The 17,319-nt window shown below is 58.4% G+C and carries 16 protein-coding genes and 3 tRNA genes; 5 read left to right on the forward strand and 14 right to left on the reverse strand.

From position 1 onward, the window contains the following. Position 1 precedes the first annotated feature (1 nt). From U1H99_RS03520 to U1H99_RS03530, 3 genes are all read right to left on the reverse strand, one after another. Complete coding sequence (locus tag U1H99_RS03520) at positions 2–1,183, reverse strand: MFS transporter (protein ID WP_323140379.1); 1,182 nt, start codon at positions 1,181–1,183, stop codon at positions 2–4. A 168-nt stretch (positions 1,184–1,351) separates the two neighbouring features. Continuing rightward, positions 1,352–1,960 (reverse strand): IMPACT family protein, encoded by a 609-nt coding sequence (locus tag U1H99_RS03525; protein WP_323140380.1) that lies wholly within the window; start codon positions 1,958–1,960, stop codon positions 1,352–1,354. A gap of 89 nt (positions 1,961–2,049) precedes the next feature. Next, positions 2,050–2,125 (reverse strand) — tRNA-Lys (locus U1H99_RS03530). 148 nt (positions 2,126–2,273) lie between these two features. Here U1H99_RS03530 and U1H99_RS03535 point away from each other — a divergent pair. The 5 genes from U1H99_RS03535 (at position 2,274) to U1H99_RS03555 (ending at position 6,722) form a co-directional block, all read left to right on the forward strand. After that, complete coding sequence (locus U1H99_RS03535; protein WP_323140381.1) at positions 2,274–3,236, forward strand: sensor domain-containing diguanylate cyclase; 963 nt, start codon at positions 2,274–2,276, stop codon at positions 3,234–3,236. 139 nt (positions 3,237–3,375) lie between these two features. Beyond that, positions 3,376–3,834, forward strand: a complete 459-nt coding sequence (locus U1H99_RS03540) for a hypothetical protein (protein WP_141832330.1) — start codon at positions 3,376–3,378, stop codon at positions 3,832–3,834. Next, the gene (locus U1H99_RS03545) at positions 3,834–4,733 is read left to right on the forward strand and encodes a DUF2145 domain-containing protein (RefSeq protein ID WP_323140382.1); all 900 of its coding nucleotides are present in this window, start codon (positions 3,834–3,836) and stop codon (positions 4,731–4,733) included. The genes U1H99_RS03540 and U1H99_RS03545 overlap by 1 nt, the downstream gene beginning before the upstream one ends. A 255-nt stretch (positions 4,734–4,988) precedes the next feature. Continuing rightward, positions 4,989–5,417 carry a hypothetical protein gene (locus U1H99_RS03550; protein WP_323140383.1) on the forward strand — a complete coding sequence of 143 codons (429 nt, stop codon included), beginning with the start codon at positions 4,989–4,991 and terminating at the stop codon, positions 5,415–5,417. 207 nt (positions 5,418–5,624) lie between these two features. After that, positions 5,625–6,722, forward strand: a complete 1,098-nt coding sequence (locus U1H99_RS03555) for an ABC transporter substrate-binding protein (protein ID WP_323140384.1) — start codon at positions 5,625–5,627, stop codon at positions 6,720–6,722. Between the two features lie 304 nt (positions 6,723–7,026). On the opposite strand, the gene U1H99_RS03560 is transcribed toward U1H99_RS03555, so the two are convergent. From U1H99_RS03560 to U1H99_RS03610, 11 genes are all read right to left on the reverse strand, one after another. Further along, positions 7,027–7,338: a hypothetical protein gene (locus tag U1H99_RS03560; RefSeq protein ID WP_323140385.1), complete on the reverse strand. Its 312-nt coding sequence runs from the start codon at positions 7,336–7,338 to the stop codon at positions 7,027–7,029. Positions 7,339–7,789: 451 nt separating this feature from the next. After that, positions 7,790–8,044, reverse strand: coding sequence for a PAAR domain-containing protein (locus U1H99_RS03565; RefSeq protein WP_323140386.1), 255 nt, complete (start codon positions 8,042–8,044; stop codon positions 7,790–7,792). A gap of 176 nt (positions 8,045–8,220) precedes the next feature. Continuing rightward, complete coding sequence (locus U1H99_RS03570; RefSeq protein ID WP_323140387.1) at positions 8,221–8,703, reverse strand: hypothetical protein; 483 nt, start codon at positions 8,701–8,703, stop codon at positions 8,221–8,223. Next, on the reverse strand, positions 8,700–9,623 hold the full coding sequence (locus tag U1H99_RS03575; RefSeq protein WP_323140388.1) for a 3D domain-containing protein: 924 nt from the start codon (positions 9,621–9,623) through the stop codon (positions 8,700–8,702). The genes U1H99_RS03570 and U1H99_RS03575 overlap by 4 nt, the downstream gene beginning before the upstream one ends. Positions 9,624–9,643: 20 nt before the next feature. Then, a complete protein-coding gene (locus U1H99_RS03580; RefSeq protein WP_323140389.1) occupies positions 9,644–12,259 on the reverse strand; it encodes a type VI secretion system Vgr family protein in 2,616 nt (871 codons plus the stop codon). A gap of 302 nt (positions 12,260–12,561) precedes the next feature. Then, a tRNA-Lys gene (locus U1H99_RS03585) sits at positions 12,562–12,637 on the reverse strand. 44 nt (positions 12,638–12,681) lie between these two features. After that, positions 12,682–13,323 carry a PEP-CTERM sorting domain-containing protein gene (locus tag U1H99_RS03590; RefSeq protein ID WP_323140390.1) on the reverse strand — a complete coding sequence of 214 codons (642 nt, stop codon included), beginning with the start codon at positions 13,321–13,323 and terminating at the stop codon, positions 12,682–12,684. Positions 13,324–13,604: 281 nt separating this feature from the next. Continuing rightward, positions 13,605–13,680 (reverse strand) — tRNA-Lys (locus tag U1H99_RS03595). A 54-nt stretch (positions 13,681–13,734) separates the two neighbouring features. After that, entirely contained in the window at positions 13,735–15,534 is a 1,800-nt protein-coding gene (gene tfpB / locus U1H99_RS03600; protein WP_323140391.1) for a type IV pilus assembly ATPase TfpB, read from the reverse strand. 23 nt (positions 15,535–15,557) lie between these two features. After that, complete coding sequence (locus U1H99_RS03605) at positions 15,558–16,337, reverse strand: fused MFS/spermidine synthase (RefSeq protein WP_323140392.1); 780 nt, start codon at positions 16,335–16,337, stop codon at positions 15,558–15,560. Positions 16,338–16,433: 96 nt separating this feature from the next. Continuing rightward, positions 16,434–16,958 (reverse strand): glycine zipper 2TM domain-containing protein, encoded by a 525-nt coding sequence (locus U1H99_RS03610; RefSeq protein ID WP_323140393.1) that lies wholly within the window; start codon positions 16,956–16,958, stop codon positions 16,434–16,436. Positions 16,959–17,319 lie beyond the last annotated feature (361 nt).

Genomic DNA, 17,319 nt, shown 5'->3' on the forward strand with positions numbered 1-17,319 from the left:
GTCAGCGGTTCTGGGCCGAGGGCACCAGCGTGGTGCCCTGGCGGCCATGCATCAGCATCCAGGCCGCCAGCGCCACGCCGCACAGCGCCAGGCTGGCCGCCACCCACTGCGGCGACACGAACGAGTAGCCCAGCGTCAGCGGGATACCGCCCAGGAAGGCGCCGGTCGCGTTGCCGATATTGAAGCCCGACTGCCCGAGCGAGGAGCCGAGCATCTCGGCTTCGCGCGAATGCTCGATCAAGAGCATCTGGATCGGCGGCCCCATTGCCAGCGCGTTGGCGCCGACCAAAAAGGCCAGCACCACCATCGCCGGCTGCGACCAGGCCAGCACCGCGTTCAGGCCCAGCAGCGCGGCCATCGAGATCAGCAGGAGCAGGATCGCGCGCAGCGGCGCCACGCGGTCGGCCAGCCGGCCGCCGATATTCACGCCGACCGTCATGCCGACGCCGACCACGGTCATGACCAGCGGGATCGCGTCGGGGTGGAAGTGGGTGACCTCGGTCAGCAGCGGCGCGATGTAGCTGAGCCAGGCGAACAGGCCGCCGGTACCGATCGAGGTGATGCCCAGGGCCAGCCACAGCTTGGGATTGCGGAAGATCTTGAGGTCCTGCACCAGGCCGGCCCCTTTCTTGCCTTCGAAATAGGGCACCAGCTTGTGCAGCATGATCATGGTCGCCAGGCCGATCGCAGCCACGACCAGGAACACGATGCGCCAGCTCATGTTATGGCCGAGCCAGGTGCCGACCGGCACGCCGAACACGTTGGCCAGCGTCAGCCCGGAAAACATGCTGGCCAGCGCCGCCGCTTCCTTGCCCTTGTCCGCCAGGCGCGTCGCCACGACGGCACCGACGCCGAAGAAGGCGCCGTGCGGCAGGCCGGCCAGGAAGCGGAACAGCAGCATGGTATGGAAGTTCGGGGCGCACGCGGACAGGGCGTTGAACACCATGAACATCAGCATGAACCAGATCAGCACGCTGCGCGGTGGACGGTGGCCCAGCATCGTCACCAGCGTCGGCGCACCGACCACGACGCCGACCGCATAGGCCGAAATCAGGTAACCCGCTTGCGGGATCGAAATCTGGAGGCCGGTGGCGATATCGGGCAGGATGCCCATCATGACGAATTCCGTCAGGCCAATGCCGAAACCGCCGAGGGCCAGGGGGGCCAGGCTCTTCTTGATCATGTATTGTTCTTTGAGATAGTTTTGGGCTCGCGTACTGATGAGCGACGCGTGCGCGAGCATGAGACCGGTCACTATAGCGGCTCGTGCGCGGTCAGTCCGCTTTTGAGTCGTGATGTCCGGTATGTGCGTGAATGATAGCGATAACAGGCTGAGTCTGCTGGCGGCGGCTCAATGCTGCGCAGGAAGGTCGGGTTCGCCAAGCCAGACGACGCGGCCGTTGCCGGCTTCGTTCAGGCGCGCAACCAGCGCATCGGCCTTGTCCTGCGGCAGCGAGAAGGTAAAGCCGACCGCATCGAGGTGGCTGACGGCGTCGAGCGTGGCGCCGGCCAGGTCCAGTTCGCGCCTGAGCAGACCCTCGAGCGGGTAGGGCACCTGGCAGCTCAGCTGGCGCAGGCGCACGATGGCAACCTTATGCGCACCCAGCAGCGCCTGGGCGACGCTGTCGGTATATGCCCGCACCAGTCCGCCCGCACCGAGCTTGACGCCGCCGAAGTAGCGCACCACCGTCGCCAGCACGCCTTCCAGGTCCTGGTGGCGCAGCACGTCCAGCATCGGCCGGCCCGCGGTGCCGCTTGGTTCGCCATCGTCGACCGCCGCCGACTGCCCGCCGGCCAGCAACGCCCAGCACACGTGGGCGGCGCCCGGATGCGCGGCACGCAGGCTGGCCACGATCTTTTGCGCGCCGGCCCGGTCCGGCATCGGCTGCACGCAGGCGAGGAAGCGGCTTTTCTTGATGACCAGTTCGTGGTCGACGGGGGCGAGGATGGTTTGCGGCATGGCGCTGCGATCAGGATTTTGGAAAGCAGAAACGAGAACGCCAACCCGAAGGTTGGCGTTCTCGTTCGATACTTTTTACTGCTTGTTCGTGGTAGGCCGTGCGGGATTCGAACCTGCGACCAACGGATTAAAAGTCCGCTGCTCTACCAGCTGAGCTAACGACCCGACAGGCGGCATTATAGCGGGTGCCTCCTGTCCGGCCAAGTACTTTCGTGTAGGCAATCAACAAGTGTTTGCGGTAGTAGGCAAATGTTTGTCGTAGTGAGCCGTTGAGTTCCGGTATGATCGATCGATTGCCAGACAAGAAAGCGCCGTGATCCGTACCACTCCCGACTTCGCCGGCGACCTCGCCGCCCGTACCCTCAATCTCGTCGACAGCGGCTTGATTGTGCTGGATGCCGACCAGCGCATCGCCTTGTGGAACGGCTGGATGACGCCGCGTTGCGGACGTGCGGCGGCGCGGGTGCAGGCGCAGCCGCTGTTCGCGGTATTCCCGGAACTGCGCGGCTCGCGCGTGGAAGCCGCGGTGCTGGCCGCGCTCACCCAGGGCCAGGGCGGCGCCGTTCCCATGGCCGACAACCGCACCCCGTTTCCGCTGCGCGAAGCCGGCAGCTTCGACGGTCCGCGCATCGAGCAGGCGGTGACGGTCACGCCGTTCAGCGAAGACGGCGCGCGCTTCTGCCTGATCGAGATCCGCGACGTCAGCAATACGATGGAGCGCGAAAAACGCCTGCTCGACCATGCCGAATCGCTGCGCGCCCGTTCCTATGTCGACGGCCTGACCGGCATCGCCAACCGCCGCTACTTCGACGTCGCCCTCGAGCGCGAACTGCGGCGTGCCCAGCGCCTCGACGGGCAACTGTCGCTGCTGCTCATCGACATCGATTCCTTCAAGGCCTACAACGACCACTTCGGCCACCAGCAGGGCGACACCTGCCTGGCCACCGTGGCGCAGGCACTCGCCGCCAGGCTCAAGCGCCCGGCCGACGTCGCCGCCCGCTACGGCGGGGAAGAGTTCGCCGCGATCCTGCCCGACACCGGACTCGACCAGGCCGAGTACCACGCGAATGCCATCCGCGACCACGTGATGGCGCTGGCCCTGGCGCATGCCCCGGCGGCACACTGGCCGATGGTCACGCTGAGCATCGGCGTCGCCGCCTGTGACCGCGACAAGTTGAACACGCCGGCGGCCTTGATCGCGGCGGCCGACAAGGCCTTGTACGTGGCCAAGCGGGAAGGGCGCAACCGGGTAGTGGTTCACACCCCGGCTTATTGAACATGACGCATAAACAACACTTGAGCTGAATCCAGAGCGCATATGGGCCGATATAAGCTTGGCTTAAGACGGTCGCCTTTTCAGTCGCCGCCGTCGCTTGTACTATAAGAGTCATTCTGCACGACAACGAAAGACCAGCATGACCATCTCGCTCATCTCACGCACGATGTGCGCCGCCACCCTCGTCGCCGCCTGCGCCGTGCCTGCCCGCGCCGACAGCGTCGCCTCGTCGGCCTCCAGCGCCGGCTCGGCATCGTCGGGCAGCGTGTCCGATTCGATCGGCGGCTCGAGCAACAGCTCGAACAACGACAAGCGTGTGGCTGCCGGCCAGTACCGGGTCATCGACGTCGCCCAGACGCCGGGCAAGGACGGCAGCACCCGCATGACCCTGCAGGCGCTGACCGGCGCCCAGGCGTTCCAGCTGGACGTGCCGGACCGCGCCCTGGCCGAACGCCGCGTCGTCAACGGCGAACTGGTGCAGGTCAACGTGCGCACCTACGGCTACGAATTCGCCCACGCCGACACCCAGCGCCCGTTCTTCCTGGCCCTGCAGGACGACTGGTACCAGGAACTCGGTTCGCGCCAGGTCACGATCTGATGTTCGCGCGGCTGCTACTGGCCGCGCTGGCTCTGTGTGCGAGCGCCGGTGCCTGGGCCGGCATCCCGACATTCTGTGATCGCTCGAACAACATCAACGCCGAGGACCAGGACCGCGTCCTGCAGTTCGCGGCGGTGGCCAAGCAGGCGCTGGAACACTCCGGCGCCCGCGTCGCCCTAATCTCGCGCGCCGGCCTCGACCTCAGCCGCTTCAGCCTGCTGTATTCGCACGCCGGCATCGCCCTCAAGGAAAATGCCAACGGCCCGTGGGCGGTGCGCCAGCTCTACTACGCCTGCGACGAGTCGCGCCCGCGCCTGTTCGACCAGGGCATGGCCGGCTTCGCGCTCGGCGCCGATGCCCCTCAGGGTGGTCATATTTCGCTGTTGTTCCTGCCCGACGAAGACAGCGCGCTGCTGGAACAGGCGGCGCGCGACAAGCGGCTCGCATTGACCCTGCTGGCCGGCCAGTACAGCGCCAACGCCTATGCCTTCAGTACCCGCTACCAGAACTGCAACCAGTGGGTGGCGGAACTGCTCGCCAGCGCCTGGGGCGGCTTCGACACCCATGACAGCACCCGCGAGCATGCCCAGGCCTGGCTACGCGAGCAGGGCTATCGCGCCGGTCCGATCAAGGTGCCGTCGCACTGGATGATGTTTGCCGGCCAGTTCGTGCCGCTGGTGCACGTGGGCGACCATCCGCTCGACGACATCCATGCGCTGTCGCTGCAAGTAAGCGTGCCGGCCTCGATCGAGGATTTCGTGCACAGTCGCGCACCGGGCACGCAGCGGGTAGAACTGTGCCACGACCGGTCGCGCATCGTCGTGCACCGCGGCTGGGAACAGCTGGGTGCAGATTGCACGCCGATGGCGGGCGACGAGGTGATTGCGCTGGCGCCCTGAGGCGGCCACCATCGCGATACGCAAATCCGCATATGTATCGCCCGTTGAGTAACATTTCGCATCGATCTGGATTCCCGCGCACTCAGACCGTTTCGTGATACCCGGATCGAATGCCTTGCGACGCGGGCAGGCCGCCCTAGAATGGGTTCACCGCTCCTGGCATCGGCCAGGATTGCGGCATCCGGAGGGCCGGCAGTGCACAGGCTGCAGCGCATCGCCGGCCGATCGCCCATCTTGTTTCGCGAAGGAGTGATCATGCGTTCAATGTTCCTGATGCTTCCCGCCTCGCTGTTGCTGCTGGCATCGCATGCCGGCGCCCAGACCCAGGCGTACCCAATGACCGACCCCGAGCAGACGTCCCGGGTGCAGGTGACGGCGCCGCCCCAGCCCTTCCAGTTCTGGGACTATGAAGCCGAGTTCATCAGCGGTGCCTATGCGATGTCGAACGGCTGGCACATGAAAGTCGACCCGGCCAGGGACGGCATCGTCGCCCAGATCGACAAGCAGCATCCGATGCGTCTGGTTGCCGTGTCGCAGAACCGGTATGCCACGCGTGACGGCAATGTGTGGATGGAATTCAATCGTGGCCCAGGTGGCGAAGACATGCTGATGAGTTATGTGCCGGATATGCGGAGCGCACAAACCGTCGTGGTGACGGCGACGGCAAGGCTGGCGCAGCGCTGAGCGGCAGGGAGAAGTCGCCAACCAAAACGCCGGGCCATGCCTGGCGTTTGCTTTTTTTATGATTGTGGTGAAAACGCACAAATCCGCCCTGTGATACAAAATATTGCTTTTGGTAAATAGGACTTGGGTAATATAGAAAGCCTTACCCAAGAGGTTTCGACAGTGCTTTCAAAACATTTTACAAAGATGTGTGCTGGTCTCGCTCTTTTGCTCGGGGCTGGCAGCGTCCTCGCCGATAACGGCGTCACCGAGAACCGCATCCTGCTGGGCCAGTCCGCCGCCTTGTCCGGCCCGGCGTCGGCACTCGGCACCGCCATGCGCGACGGTGCGCTCGCGTATTTCGATGCAATCAATGCGGCCGGTGGCGTGGGCGGCCGGCAGATCGTCCTGACGACGCTGGACGACGGCTACGACCCGGCACGCGCCGGCCCGAATACGGCAAGCCTGGTGGACAAGGAACGCGTGTTCGCCCTGTTCGGCTACGTCGGTACGCCGACCTCGAACGCCGCCCAGGCCTGGGTGGAGAAGAGCGGTGTGCCGTTCTTTGCACCGATGACCGGCGCCGAGTCCTTTCGCACGCCATCCAACAAAAACGTCTTCAATATCCGCAACGGCTACATGGAAGAGACGGAAAAGATCGTCGAGCACCTCGAAGCCATGGGCGTCAAGAAAGTCGCCGTGCTGTACCAGAACGATGCCTACGGCAAGTCCGGGCTGGACGGCGTGACGCAGGCACTGAAGAAGCGCAATCTCGAGGTGCTGGCCACCGCCGCCGTTGAGCGCAACAGCGTCGATGTTGCCGCAGCCGTGGCCAAGCTGAAGGCCGCGCAGCCGCGCGCCGTCGTTATGATCTCGGCCTACAAATCGAGCGCCGCCTTCATCCGCGCGATGCGGAAGAATAACGATCATGTGCCGTTTTTCTGGAACGTGTCCTTCGTCGGCAGCCGCGCGCTGGCCGATGAGCTGGGACCGGAAGCGAGCGGCGTCATGATCTCGCAGGTGATGCCCTCGCCCCTGGACGAGACGCTGAGCATCGTGAAGGAATACCGCAAGCTGTACCTGAACAAGCCAGGCCGCGAAGCCGACTATGCCAGCCTGGAAGGCTTCATTGCGGCCAAGGTCTTCGTCGAGGGGTTGCGCCACGTGAAGGGCGAGCCGACGCGCAAGAATTTTATCCATGCGCTGGAGACGATGGGGACGTATAACCTGGGCGGTTATACGGTGAAGTTCGCACCTGGGAATCACAATGGGTCGAATTATGTCGATCTCAGCATCATTACGCGGAGTGGGCGGATCCAATATTAATAGGAAGGTGCAAGTTAAAACAAAAACGCCAACCCGGAGGTTGGCGTTTTTGTTTGTGCACTTACTGTACTGCCGAATTCTTTGGTAGGCCGTGCGGGATTCGAACCTGCAACCAACGGATTAAAAGTCCGCTGGGTCAGGGTAGAAAATCTTTGTTAATCAATGACTTGCAGAGCTTGCCAAGCTCATCGGTCAATCTCACCCAAGGGGAACGGTCGGTAGTTGATGCGTTTCACGTCACAAATACGTCACACTGACTGTGCTCGACTATGTCCTGCTCACCTATCGTGATAACGGCGATCAATTATTTGAAGTAATATTCGCCATGCGGCCGGCATGAAGTTCCGAAGTCGATATGATAATGCTCATCATGCCGGATCCAGGGGACCTTTCTCATGAAGGGCATAGTATGGCGCAACTCTTCGCCGTGCCGACTGTTGCTGAACAACCTGTCCATCAGGCCTCGATCGAAAATGACGCGTTCAATGGTAAGGCCATGCTGATGAGCCGCTATTGAAATTTTGTACAGATGTTCGGCCATCGCATCAAAGTCTATGCGAAAGCCAGGGATGCGGCCCTGCTCGTCAAACTCGAGGCTGTAACCAAACTTGTTCATGGGCGTCGACGGCAACGGTACTGAGCGATTCGCGTCATTCAAGACTGGCACCATAAAGTCGACGGAGAGGCCCGCCTGATGCGTACAGTGGGGCCGTATTGTGCCTCCGCGTGCGAATCCGGTTTCACCGTAAACATATGTCTTATCAGGCATAGTTTTTTTGTAACGTTCGCGTACACGCCCAACACAGCTGCGCGCACGAGGTTGTGCACGTAAGTTCTGCCCAACTCAACGCCTGCCGGGCTGTATGCAACGAAATTGTCGCCTTGCGGCGGCAACTGGACACCGTCGGAAAGCCGTCCGTTGCCGACAGTGCCGAAACATGTACTCGCATTTACCAGACATGGCATGCCTAAGGCGAGAAGGGAAGCCACCAGAGGCGCTCGTTTCCAGATTCGCGTGATGGGGGCGTTTTGCCAAGGATTGCCACTACAGGGTTTGCTTGCAACAGTCAAATTGAAGAGATCAGTTTTGCGCCACAAGCAGTCAGATCACTGTCGTATGCGTAGGGGCGTCCCATATGCTTGGCCCCAGCGCCGTCTGGCTTGATGGGAAAGTTCCCTTTGCACTTTGGACAAAACGTCATATCGTCCTCAAAGGCGGCCTCCATGCCTAGGACAATAGTTCCCGATGAAACAGAAATAACCTGCCCGCCGTGATCGGTCTTATCATTTAATCGAACAACGCCTCGTCCTTCATGCACCATTTTGGTTTCTCTATGCGCAAGTTAGGGTTCTACTCAAAAACCAATAATGGTTGTGAGTGCAGGAAATATTGACTGGAAAAACCCAGTTCATTTTCATATGATTCATAAAAAATATATTTTTTTGAGAATCGGGGGTGCTTGGTCATTTGTTACGAGAAATTCTTTGGGAAAGTGTTTTATTCGTCTCCGCGCGACCACTCAGGGCGGTTCTCCAGTGGTACCTGATCTTGGTCGAAGCTCGTGATTTTCTTTAGTGATTTTGCATCATAAAGAATTTCCCAGCCTGCAAAATGTCTTCCACCACAGTCGATGGCAATTTGGCCTCCATTAAGCCAAAACCAGAAGTCTCGAATGAATAGTGAACACTTTATGGATCTCGTTTGCTTATTTTGATAAATTTTTAATTCTTCTGACTGTGGCTGGTTATCGCCTTCGGCAATCCATTTATTCATCACGAGCCAGGCCACTGTTTCGTTGTTGGGGGCGAGCTTTAAAGATGTTGCATCTTCTGTTTTTGTGATTTGAAGATCGTGCCCCGATGCGTTTACTACATGTACGTTATTTTTTTTGTCGAGGTAAACCCGTCTTAAAATTTCGGCTTCTACGTTAGTAGATGCTATTAATAGAACCAGCGGGAAAATATAGCGAAATATTTTCATTCGTCCACCCCAAGATATTTTATGCGGCGATTTGTTCCATTTACTCCGCCCTTCAGCCAAGCTTTTACTACTGCCTTTCCCGACCCAAGAAAATTGTCTATGTGATAGAGTTTTATTCCTCCGCCAGTGTCGTCCGCTATTCTCAGGCCTACCCCATCTATCTCCACTTTGGCCTTTTTTGGAATTATTCGGACATCTACTGCAATAGAATGATTTTCCGTAATATCCGCAAACTTTCCGTGAAATCCGGTGGCATATGCAAAGATGGCACTCTCCGGCATTTCCAATCGTTCAGGATTCCCCTTGCTGTTCTTTTTCCAGCCTGGCTTATTGACTATTCGAATATATTTGCTGTCCGTGGCTATGCCGGTTCCTTGCATAGCTACCCCAGTTGCGCTATAAAGAAAATCGTCCTTATGTTTTTCGTTAAGGCCATTTCCATCCACTAAGTCGCCAGAGAAGTCATCCTCCTTGCAGATGTTGTAACCTGTAATAAGGAATGGTGATTCATACCATGCTTCACGTAATTTCACAGGGAAACTTGCGATTGTAATTCCTGCTGAATTTGCAATTAATTCAAGCTCGCCGGCTTCACGCGTACTGAGGGTGAATGTGGCTTCTCCATCTTTGTTTGTATTGCCGTTGACTTCTATTTGATCACTAGTCCTACTGGACTGAATTTTCAGCTTATAGTCGGCTACGGGTTTTCCGTCGGTGTGGCGCGTCAGTTTCGCTCTGAGCTTTAGTTGGTAAAGGACTTTATTGCGCTCGGTGCGTGCAGCTGTAGGGATTATTGGCAAGAAATCTCCGAAGCTGTTTTGTTCTATCTTTAGAACGCAAATATATTCATCTATTTTTACGGTAGTGATAGAGTTGGGAACTGGGTTTGTAAGCGCCTGGCCGACAAGTACTTCAGACATGTGTTTCTCCCTTGATAAAATTAGTCTGGAAGAAGCAGAAGTGACAGCTTTACGCTGGATCGTGTAACTACACGTTGCGTCAGGCCGTGGTCGTCGCTTCGTCCTTCCCAAGTCTGTCCATCATCGGCAACAATGCGATATCGGCAATTAATGAGTGGTGTTTTTCCATCAGATCCTGTAATTTGAAATTGTTCGTCAAACACCTGTTCATGTACTAGTAAAGATGAATTTAGTGAGGAAAGCTGGTTCGATGAAAAAGGTTTGGGCGCAGGGGCAAGGGTTTCAGGGTTTCCATGAAACAACGTTGGGGATGCAGTAAAAAACTGAACTTTGTCGCTAATCTCCAGCATAGACCCTGCACCATGTAAGCGGATACCCTTTTTTCCTTTCAGCTCAATCCAGTTGGTTTCACTTAAAAGTGTGAGAACCTTCGCTGCGATAATTTCTATCTCATCTTGTTTGGCCACAATTGAGACCTTACCGGCTGCTGCGAGCAGTTTCATCCCAGCATTTTTGGCGAATAGTCGCAAGGTTTGAGCTACGCTTGCGAAGAGACTTTCTCCAGAGGCAATTGATACGTCCTGTTTGGCTGTTAGAGCTATATGTTCATCACTTGATAAGTGAGTGGACTGATTTGTTGAAGTCGATAGTCCTGCAGCACTCGCAAGAACTAAATGGGGAGCGGACAACTCAGGGAATTTTCCTGACGTACCTGCTACACTCTGATTGAGTCGATGCAGCGTATCGGCCACATAGTCTTGGTGTCCCCATTCTTGGGCTTGTTGATCGATGGCTTCTTTTGCCTGTTTTTGATGTAATTGATGAGCGTCGTCGAATCGCTGAAGCGTTTCCTTCATGTCGGTAATGTGCGACTCGCCGCGATCGCGCCGCTCTGTTGTGACGAGCATACCTTTGGCCGAGCGCAGTACCCCATGCCCGTCGGTTCGCAGTTCCCAGCCTTCTCCTCGCGCATCTGTTCGCCCACGGTTATCTTCGATTCGCGTGATATACCCGAGCGAGAGCTGGCTATGCAGATGATCACTCTTGAGCTGCGCTTGAATCTGTCCGCTCGTGTCGTCGAGGATCACGTGATTGCTCCGCCCAGCGGGGGCATTGCCGCCATTAGGCGTTAATTCCCGGCTTCGAAATCCAGTCAACGCATGTTGTGTTGGCACAGACCATGGCGGCATATTGCGCTCATTGAATACCGCTCCCGTGATAATCGGACGGTCAGGGCATCCACCCAGCCATTGAACAATGACTTCAGTTCCCACTCTTGGAATCGCTGCGGCGCCAAGTTCCGCCCCGGCCCAAGCACTCGATACCCGTATCCAGGTCGAGCTGCGTTCATCGTTGTCGCCTTCCCGGTCCCAATGAAACTGCACCCGCACCCGGCCGTATTCATCGGTATGGATGCTGTCCGGACCAGAAGGGCCGACGACGATGGCAGTTTGAGGCGCAAGGATTTTGGTATCCGTGCTATTGAAGTTGCGACCTGGTCTCCAGGGAACATTCTTGCGGGTGCAGGTCAACCAGTTGCGATAGAGGATTTTCTCATCCTCTTCCTGCAGATAATTGTTGGTGGCAATGTGGCGGACCGACAGGATTACGAAGTGGTCCTTACCAGCATCGCTGCTTCGGCCATAAACACCATGATTGAAGTGGTCGACCAGCTGGAACCAGCGGCCCGGCATCAGGAAACGGTTATTACCTTCCGCCTCGATGTGCTTGGCGATGGCTTCGATTTCTTCCATCCTGATTCGAGACTGAGCATCGCCATCCTGGAAACTTTTGAAACCATAAGCTCCGGTGTATTCGTAGCACTCAGTCTCCGGCACGGTGCCCTGCTGGTTCAAGGTAGGAAGGGTAACACTCGACGGTCTGGGATCCTTGAAGTTGAAACCGTTCAAAGCAACGCTGGCAGGCATGGTCTGTCGTACAGGTGACCAGCGATCAATAGCGTCTTCTTCCAGGGCACCGCCTTCTCCATGAAAACGCACTTCCGCGCCACCGTCCAGCGCCGGAGCTTGTGTGGAATCGCTGCTTACGATGAGTTTGTGTCCAGCAGCATCGTGTTCGTACCAGTAATACCAACCTGCAGACTCCCAACGACGACTCAGGTAGTTAAAGTCTGTTTCGTCAAACTGGCAGGCATCGGTCATGACAGGATCGTTACCCGTCACGTACCAATCCCACTGAGGGTAAATCCCATAGTCCCGGAAAATGATTTCAGTCTGTTCGCGCAGAGTCCTGTTATGGAATAAGTAGTTATCCTTGCGTAGACTGAGAAATTTCAGCCAAGGGCCGAGTTTGGCTTCGTAGAAAGTGATGCCACCATCTGAATGACGGCGGCGGAAGCTGAACACATACCCAGAAAAATAGCGAAGGCTGCCATCCTTGCGCACCAAACCGATATTGAGCAGCTTGCCTTGCATTTCCTTGAGCGCGACGCTGGCTGTGTCGGACAGCAATTCGACGGTGAACTCAAAGTCCTTGGATAAGCTTTCGGTTGCATCGATTTTGTTAACGACGAATTGGGCAGTCGGCGCATCATTGTCAGGGAAAGACAGGCGTAGGATACGGTTGAACTGCCTGCCGTAAACGAAATCGTGAATGGAGCGGCGAGAATCGGTCATGCGCCTTCCTGAATTTGAATACGCTCTGCGTGAAAGATCGATGCGTTTGGCTACGCGCTCGGCTGCCTGCTGAGGTCAGACCTTGTAATTATTCAAGAGCAGATCAGGAAAGCACTTGATTGAACGCAACTTGCCAATGGGAATGCAACGCGCAGAGTCTGAGCAGACGGCAATACAACACAAGCAGACGGCATGCTGCACGCATTAGCCAAGGTAAATAGGGTAAGGGGGAGATGTACTGCAGAAACAAAAAAAGGCGTCACGATCACTCGTAACGCCTTTATTTGATGCTGCAAATTCTTTGGTAGGCCGTGCGGGATTCGAACCTGCGACCAACGGATTAAAAGTCCGCTGCTCTACCAGCTGAGCTAACGACCCGAAGAGGCCGGCATTATAGCTGGCAGCCCCGGGCGGCGCAAGGATTAAGACTGACGACGGCGCAGGAGGCTCATGGCGCCCAGCGCCAGGCCGAAGAGGGCGATCGAGGCCGGTTCCGGCACGGCTGCCGGCGGCGGCACGACCGCGGCGGTCTGGCCGGCGGTGATCGACAGGCCGGTGTTTTCATAGCCGTAGCCAAGCACGGAGGCCGGGAAGCCGTTGCCGGCGGTCGTGCTCATCAGTGCCCAGCCGTAGTTCAGGATGCCGGTCGATTCGTTCAGGAAGCGCAGGCCGACGTATTCCTGGCCGGTGACGTCGAAGTTGTCACCCCGGGTCTGGAACTGGTTGTACTGGCCGGCGGCGGAGATCAGGTCGCCGAACTGTAGCACGCGGGCTTGCGCCGTGGTGCCGGGCGTGCCGGTGGCGAGGATGCCCGAAGGCGAGGCAGCGCCATAGAAGGTGAGGCCGCTATTGTTGTTGTAAGGATTGAAGTCGTAGCCGGCAAATTCCGTGGTGCTGCGTTGGCCGGTGACGAAATTAAAATAGACGCCGTCAATGTTGTTCGGAACTACGACCGGCGAATTGGCAAAGCTGACGGAAACCACCGCAGCCTGGGCTGCGGGGGCAAGAAACAGCAGGGCAGTGGCACCTGCAAGGAAGCTGCGCGCAATCTTGGAGAATTTCATGGTTTTCCCTAGTTTTGGATTATGGTGACTCGCGCAGCCCTGCGGCCAGCGCTTGCTTGATATTTAGCAAGAAACGGACCAGTTTGTAATTCTTAGTTAAATCAAGGCCTTGTATTTACGGAGACGAACTTTGTTTCCTAAATGTAAAAGAATCCGACAGAAAAGTTAGTTCCTGGCAGAAAAAAGCCCACGCACCGGAATGCGTGGGCTTTAATGATCGCCAAACAAAAACGCCAGGCAGATGCCTGGCGTTTTTGTTTCTAACAACTACTAGAATTCTTTGGTAGGCCGTGCGGGATTCGAACCTGCGACCAACGGATTAAAAGTCCGCTGCTCTACCAGCTGAGCTAACGACCCGAAGAAGGCACGCATTATAGCGGCTCGTTTTGATTTACGCTAGAGGTGCGTAAGTTAGTGCGCTACCGTAGCCTTCAACACTTCCTCCGCCGTCGTCACACCCTCGGCCACCTTGAACGCCCCGGCAATGCGCAGCGGCTTCATGCCGTCCTCCACGCTCTGCTGGCGCAGCGCAGCCAGGTCGGTTTCTTCCTGGATACGCCGCGCAAACGCTTCGCTCACGCTCAGCAGTTCGTACAGGCCGGTACGGCCGCGGTAGCCGGTCTGGCGGCATTCCGGACAGCCGATCGGACGGTACACCGTCGCTGGCTTCGGGATGTTCCAGGCGCCGCCGATGCTGTGCCAGACGTCGTCATTGAGCTCGCCGTCCGGCGACTTGCAGTGCGCGCATAGGGTGCGCACCAGGCGCTGCGCCATGATGCCGATCAGGGTCGCTTCGAGCAGGTAATAGGGCACGCCCAGTTCCAGCAGGCGCATCACGGCCGACGGCGCGTCGTTGGTGTGCAGGGTCGACAGCACCAGGTGGCCGGTCAGCGCGGCCTGGATCGCCATCTCGGCCGTTTCCAGGTCGCGGATCTCGCCGACCATGATGATGTCCGGGTCCTGGCGCATCAGCGCGCGCACGCCATCCGCAAACGACAAATCGATGCCCGGCTGCACCTGCATCTGGTTGAACGCCGCTTCGACCATCTCGATCGGATCTTCCACAGTGCAGACGTTGACTTCGCTGGTGGCGAGTGCCTTCAGGGTGGTGTAGAGGGTCGTGGTCTTGCCCGAGCCGGTCGGTCCCGTCACCAGGATGATGCCGTGCGGACGTTTCGTAAGCGCATCCCAGCGCGCGGCGTCGTCGGGCGGGAAGCCGAGTTCCGGCAAGGTTTTCACGACCACTTCCGGGTCGAAGATACGCATCACCAGCTTTTCGCCGAACGCGGTCGGCAGCGTCGACAGGCGCAGTTCGACTTCCTGGCCGGTATGGGTGCGGGTCTTGATGCGGCCATCCTGCGGCCGGCGCTTTTCGATCACGTCCATGCGCCCGAGCAGCTTGATGCGCGCCGTCATCGCGATCATCACCACGGCCGGCACCTGGTAGACCTGGTGCAGCACGCCGTCGATGCGAAAGCGGATGACGCCGAATTCACGCTTCGGTTCTAGGTGGATGTCCGAGGCGCGCTGCTCGAAGGCGTAGCCCCACAGCCAGTCGACGATGTTGACGATGTGCTGGTCGTTGGCGTCGACTTGCTTGTTCAGCTTGCCCAGCTCGACCAGTTGCTCGAAGTTGTTGCGCAGGGCCAGGTCCTGGCCGCTCGATTTGTTGGCGTCGCGGATCGACTTCGCCAGGCTGAAGAATTGCGAAATGTATTGCGCGATGTCGAGCGGATTCGCGATCACCAGCTCGATGCGGCGCCGCGAAATCCGCGCGATCTCGTCCTGCCACTCGGTATGGAAGGGATCGGCGGTGGCCACGACCAGCGTGTCGCCCTTGAGTTCCACCGGCAGGATGTTGAAGCGCGCCGCATAGCTGGCCGACATCACGTCGGCCACCTTGGTGAAATCGATTTTCAGGGGATCGATGCGCAGGAAGGGCAGGCCGACCTTGCCGGCGCACCATTCACTGAGCAGGTCCAGGGTCAGCAGTTTATGCGGCGCCTTTGCCGAGACGATCTTGCATTGCGCGATGGCGGTAAGCGGGTGCATCGAGTCCGCCGCACTCTTCAGGATGCCTTGCGCCTGCGCGTAATGCGGCTTGACCGTCGATTTCTCGACGATACCGTCGGCCAGCAGCCACGAAAACAGGGTTTGCAGGTCGAGTGCCTTCGGCATCGGTTTGGTTCGGGCTGGGGCGGCAGTGCTCATGGACGCTCGCGGTGGGATGAAGGTCAGGCGTTCAGGATGCCCTTGACCCAGGATTTGGCCGGCAACTTGGTGGCGGCCACGATCTGCGCCGCGCGCGCCGCCAGGCGGGCCGGATCGAGGTCCGGCTTGGTACGGAAGCACAGCGCGACAACGTTGCCTTCGTGGACTTCCGGCAGGCAAATCACGTGGTCGAAGGCGAAGCGCATGGCCTTGATGTTCTTGTTGAAGCTCGGATGGTCGCCGAACAGGTTGACGGTCATGACGCCGTGCTCGCTCAGGCAGGCGTTGCATGCTTGATAAAACTCAGGGGTGTCGAGCACCGGGCCGCGTGCGGTGGCGTCATAGAGGTCGCATTGCAGCACGTCAAAGGCGCCGTGATTGGCTTCATCGAGCACGAAATCCATGGCGTCCATTTCCAGCACCTGCAGGCGCTCGTCTTCGGGCGGCAGCTTGAACATCGTGTTGCAGATGGCGACCACGGCCGGATTCAGTTCGACTGCGGTTACGGTTGCTTCGGGAAACTGGCGGTAGCAGGCCTTGGTGAGGGTGGCGGCGCCGAGGCCGAGCTGGGCAATCGCCTGCGGCTGCTCGATGAACAGCATCCAGGCCATCATCTGCTGCGCATACTCGAGTTCCGGCCAGTCGGGTTTGCGGATGCGCATAGCGCCTTGCACCCATTCGGTACCGAAATGGAGATAGCGCACACCGTCCTGTTCGGACAGGGTGACGGGAGCGAACTTGGGCTTGCGCGAAGGACGGCGCGAGGATTCGGCCTGTTCGATGGATTTGCGTTTGATGAGCATAGGATGACCTAAAAGGAACATCCTATTATCAAGTCACGGCCTTCCCGATTGCAAGGGCAGGCGGAAAGGCCATGCTTTCCGTGATCCGACGGAAGTTTAGTTCTGATAACGGTCCGGCTCGACCGAGACGCGCAGACGGATGCGGTTGCCCGGATCGCGCGGCATCACGGTGGTGTAACTGTGGCCGCGGTAGTCGTAGGTCACTTCGTAGCCGTTGGTGCGCTGCTCGATGGCGTCGACGGTACGGCACTGGCGCACGGCCTGTTCCTGGGTTTGCGGCGCGTAGTTACGGCCGTCGTTGTCGACGCGGTCGCCGACCATGGCGCCGGCGATCGCACCGGCGGCTGCCGCGGCGACTTTACCGTTGCCGCTGCCGACCTGGCTGCCCAGCAGGGCGCCGGCGATACCGCCCACCACCGAGCCGCCCTGGCTGCGCTGCGGCTGCACCTGGCTCTGCACGTAGTCGGTGCGGCATTCCTGGCGCGGGGTACGGACTTGCTCGACACGCGGCTGGACGCGCGTGACGCGGCCGAAATCTTCGAAATCGCCGGACTGGGCCTGGGCCAGCGGCAGGGCGCACACGCCCAGGGCAGAGAGAATCAGTTTGGCTTTGAAGTTCATTATTTACCTCGTCTAATGACGCTTGGGTACTGCGCTTGGATTTCGGTTATCTGTAAAAGGAGACTGCCCACAACTGAATGGTAGCGCCACGGCGGCCCTGTAGTTGATCCGCGTGGCAACAAAATGTAACAGCAGGTATGCACTTGCGGATAAGAGCTACATGCTAGGAATGTGTGTAAATGCACCATCAATCAGTGTAAAAACCGGCCTTTTTTCACAAATCCGGGCATGCTCGGCCATATTCGGGTTGATTCAGTTAATACAAAACGTTACCCTTACGTGACTTAGGGTTTTATTGGCGCGTGGAAACGAGACCAGGAGAAAGCGAACAAGCCCGACGCTTCCACAGGAAACCACGCGC

Source organism: Massilia phyllosphaerae (genome assembly GCF_034659755.1).
Taxonomy (GTDB): domain Bacteria; phylum Pseudomonadota; class Gammaproteobacteria; order Burkholderiales; family Burkholderiaceae_D; genus Telluria; species Telluria phyllosphaerae.

What these genes read in the sequence shown, in the direction of transcription:
- U1H99_RS03520 (WP_323140379.1), bottom strand. Translation starts at nt 1,183, where the DNA reads ATGATCAAGAAGAGCCTGGCCCCCCTGGCCCTCGGCGGTTTCGGCATT.
- U1H99_RS03525 (WP_323140380.1), bottom strand. Translation starts at nt 1,960, where the DNA reads ATGCCGCAAACCATCCTCGCCCCCGTCGACCACGAACTGGTCATCAAG.
- U1H99_RS03540 (WP_141832330.1), top strand. Translation starts at nt 3,376, where the DNA reads ATGACCATCTCGCTCATCTCACGCACGATGTGCGCCGCCACCCTCGTC.
- U1H99_RS03545 (WP_323140382.1), top strand. Translation starts at nt 3,834, where the DNA reads ATGTTCGCGCGGCTGCTACTGGCCGCGCTGGCTCTGTGTGCGAGCGCC.
- U1H99_RS03550 (WP_323140383.1), top strand. Translation starts at nt 4,989, where the DNA reads ATGCGTTCAATGTTCCTGATGCTTCCCGCCTCGCTGTTGCTGCTGGCA.
- U1H99_RS03560 (WP_323140385.1), bottom strand. Translation starts at nt 7,338, where the DNA reads ATGAACAAGTTTGGTTACAGCCTCGAGTTTGACGAGCAGGGCCGCATC.
- U1H99_RS03565 (WP_323140386.1), bottom strand. Translation starts at nt 8,044, where the DNA reads ATGGTGCATGAAGGACGAGGCGTTGTTCGATTAAATGATAAGACCGAT.
- U1H99_RS03570 (WP_323140387.1), bottom strand. Translation starts at nt 8,703, where the DNA reads ATGAAAATATTTCGCTATATTTTCCCGCTGGTTCTATTAATAGCATCT.
- U1H99_RS03575 (WP_323140388.1), bottom strand. Translation starts at nt 9,623, where the DNA reads ATGTCTGAAGTACTTGTCGGCCAGGCGCTTACAAACCCAGTTCCCAAC.
- U1H99_RS03580 (WP_323140389.1), bottom strand. Translation starts at nt 12,259, where the DNA reads ATGACCGATTCTCGCCGCTCCATTCACGATTTCGTTTACGGCAGGCAG.
- U1H99_RS03590 (WP_323140390.1), bottom strand. Translation starts at nt 13,323, where the DNA reads ATGAAATTCTCCAAGATTGCGCGCAGCTTCCTTGCAGGTGCCACTGCC.
- tfpB (WP_323140391.1), bottom strand. Translation starts at nt 15,534, where the DNA reads ATGAGCACTGCCGCCCCAGCCCGAACCAAACCGATGCCGAAGGCACTC.
- U1H99_RS03605 (WP_323140392.1), bottom strand. Translation starts at nt 16,337, where the DNA reads ATGCTCATCAAACGCAAATCCATCGAACAGGCCGAATCCTCGCGCCGT.
- U1H99_RS03610 (WP_323140393.1), bottom strand. Translation starts at nt 16,958, where the DNA reads ATGAACTTCAAAGCCAAACTGATTCTCTCTGCCCTGGGCGTGTGCGCC.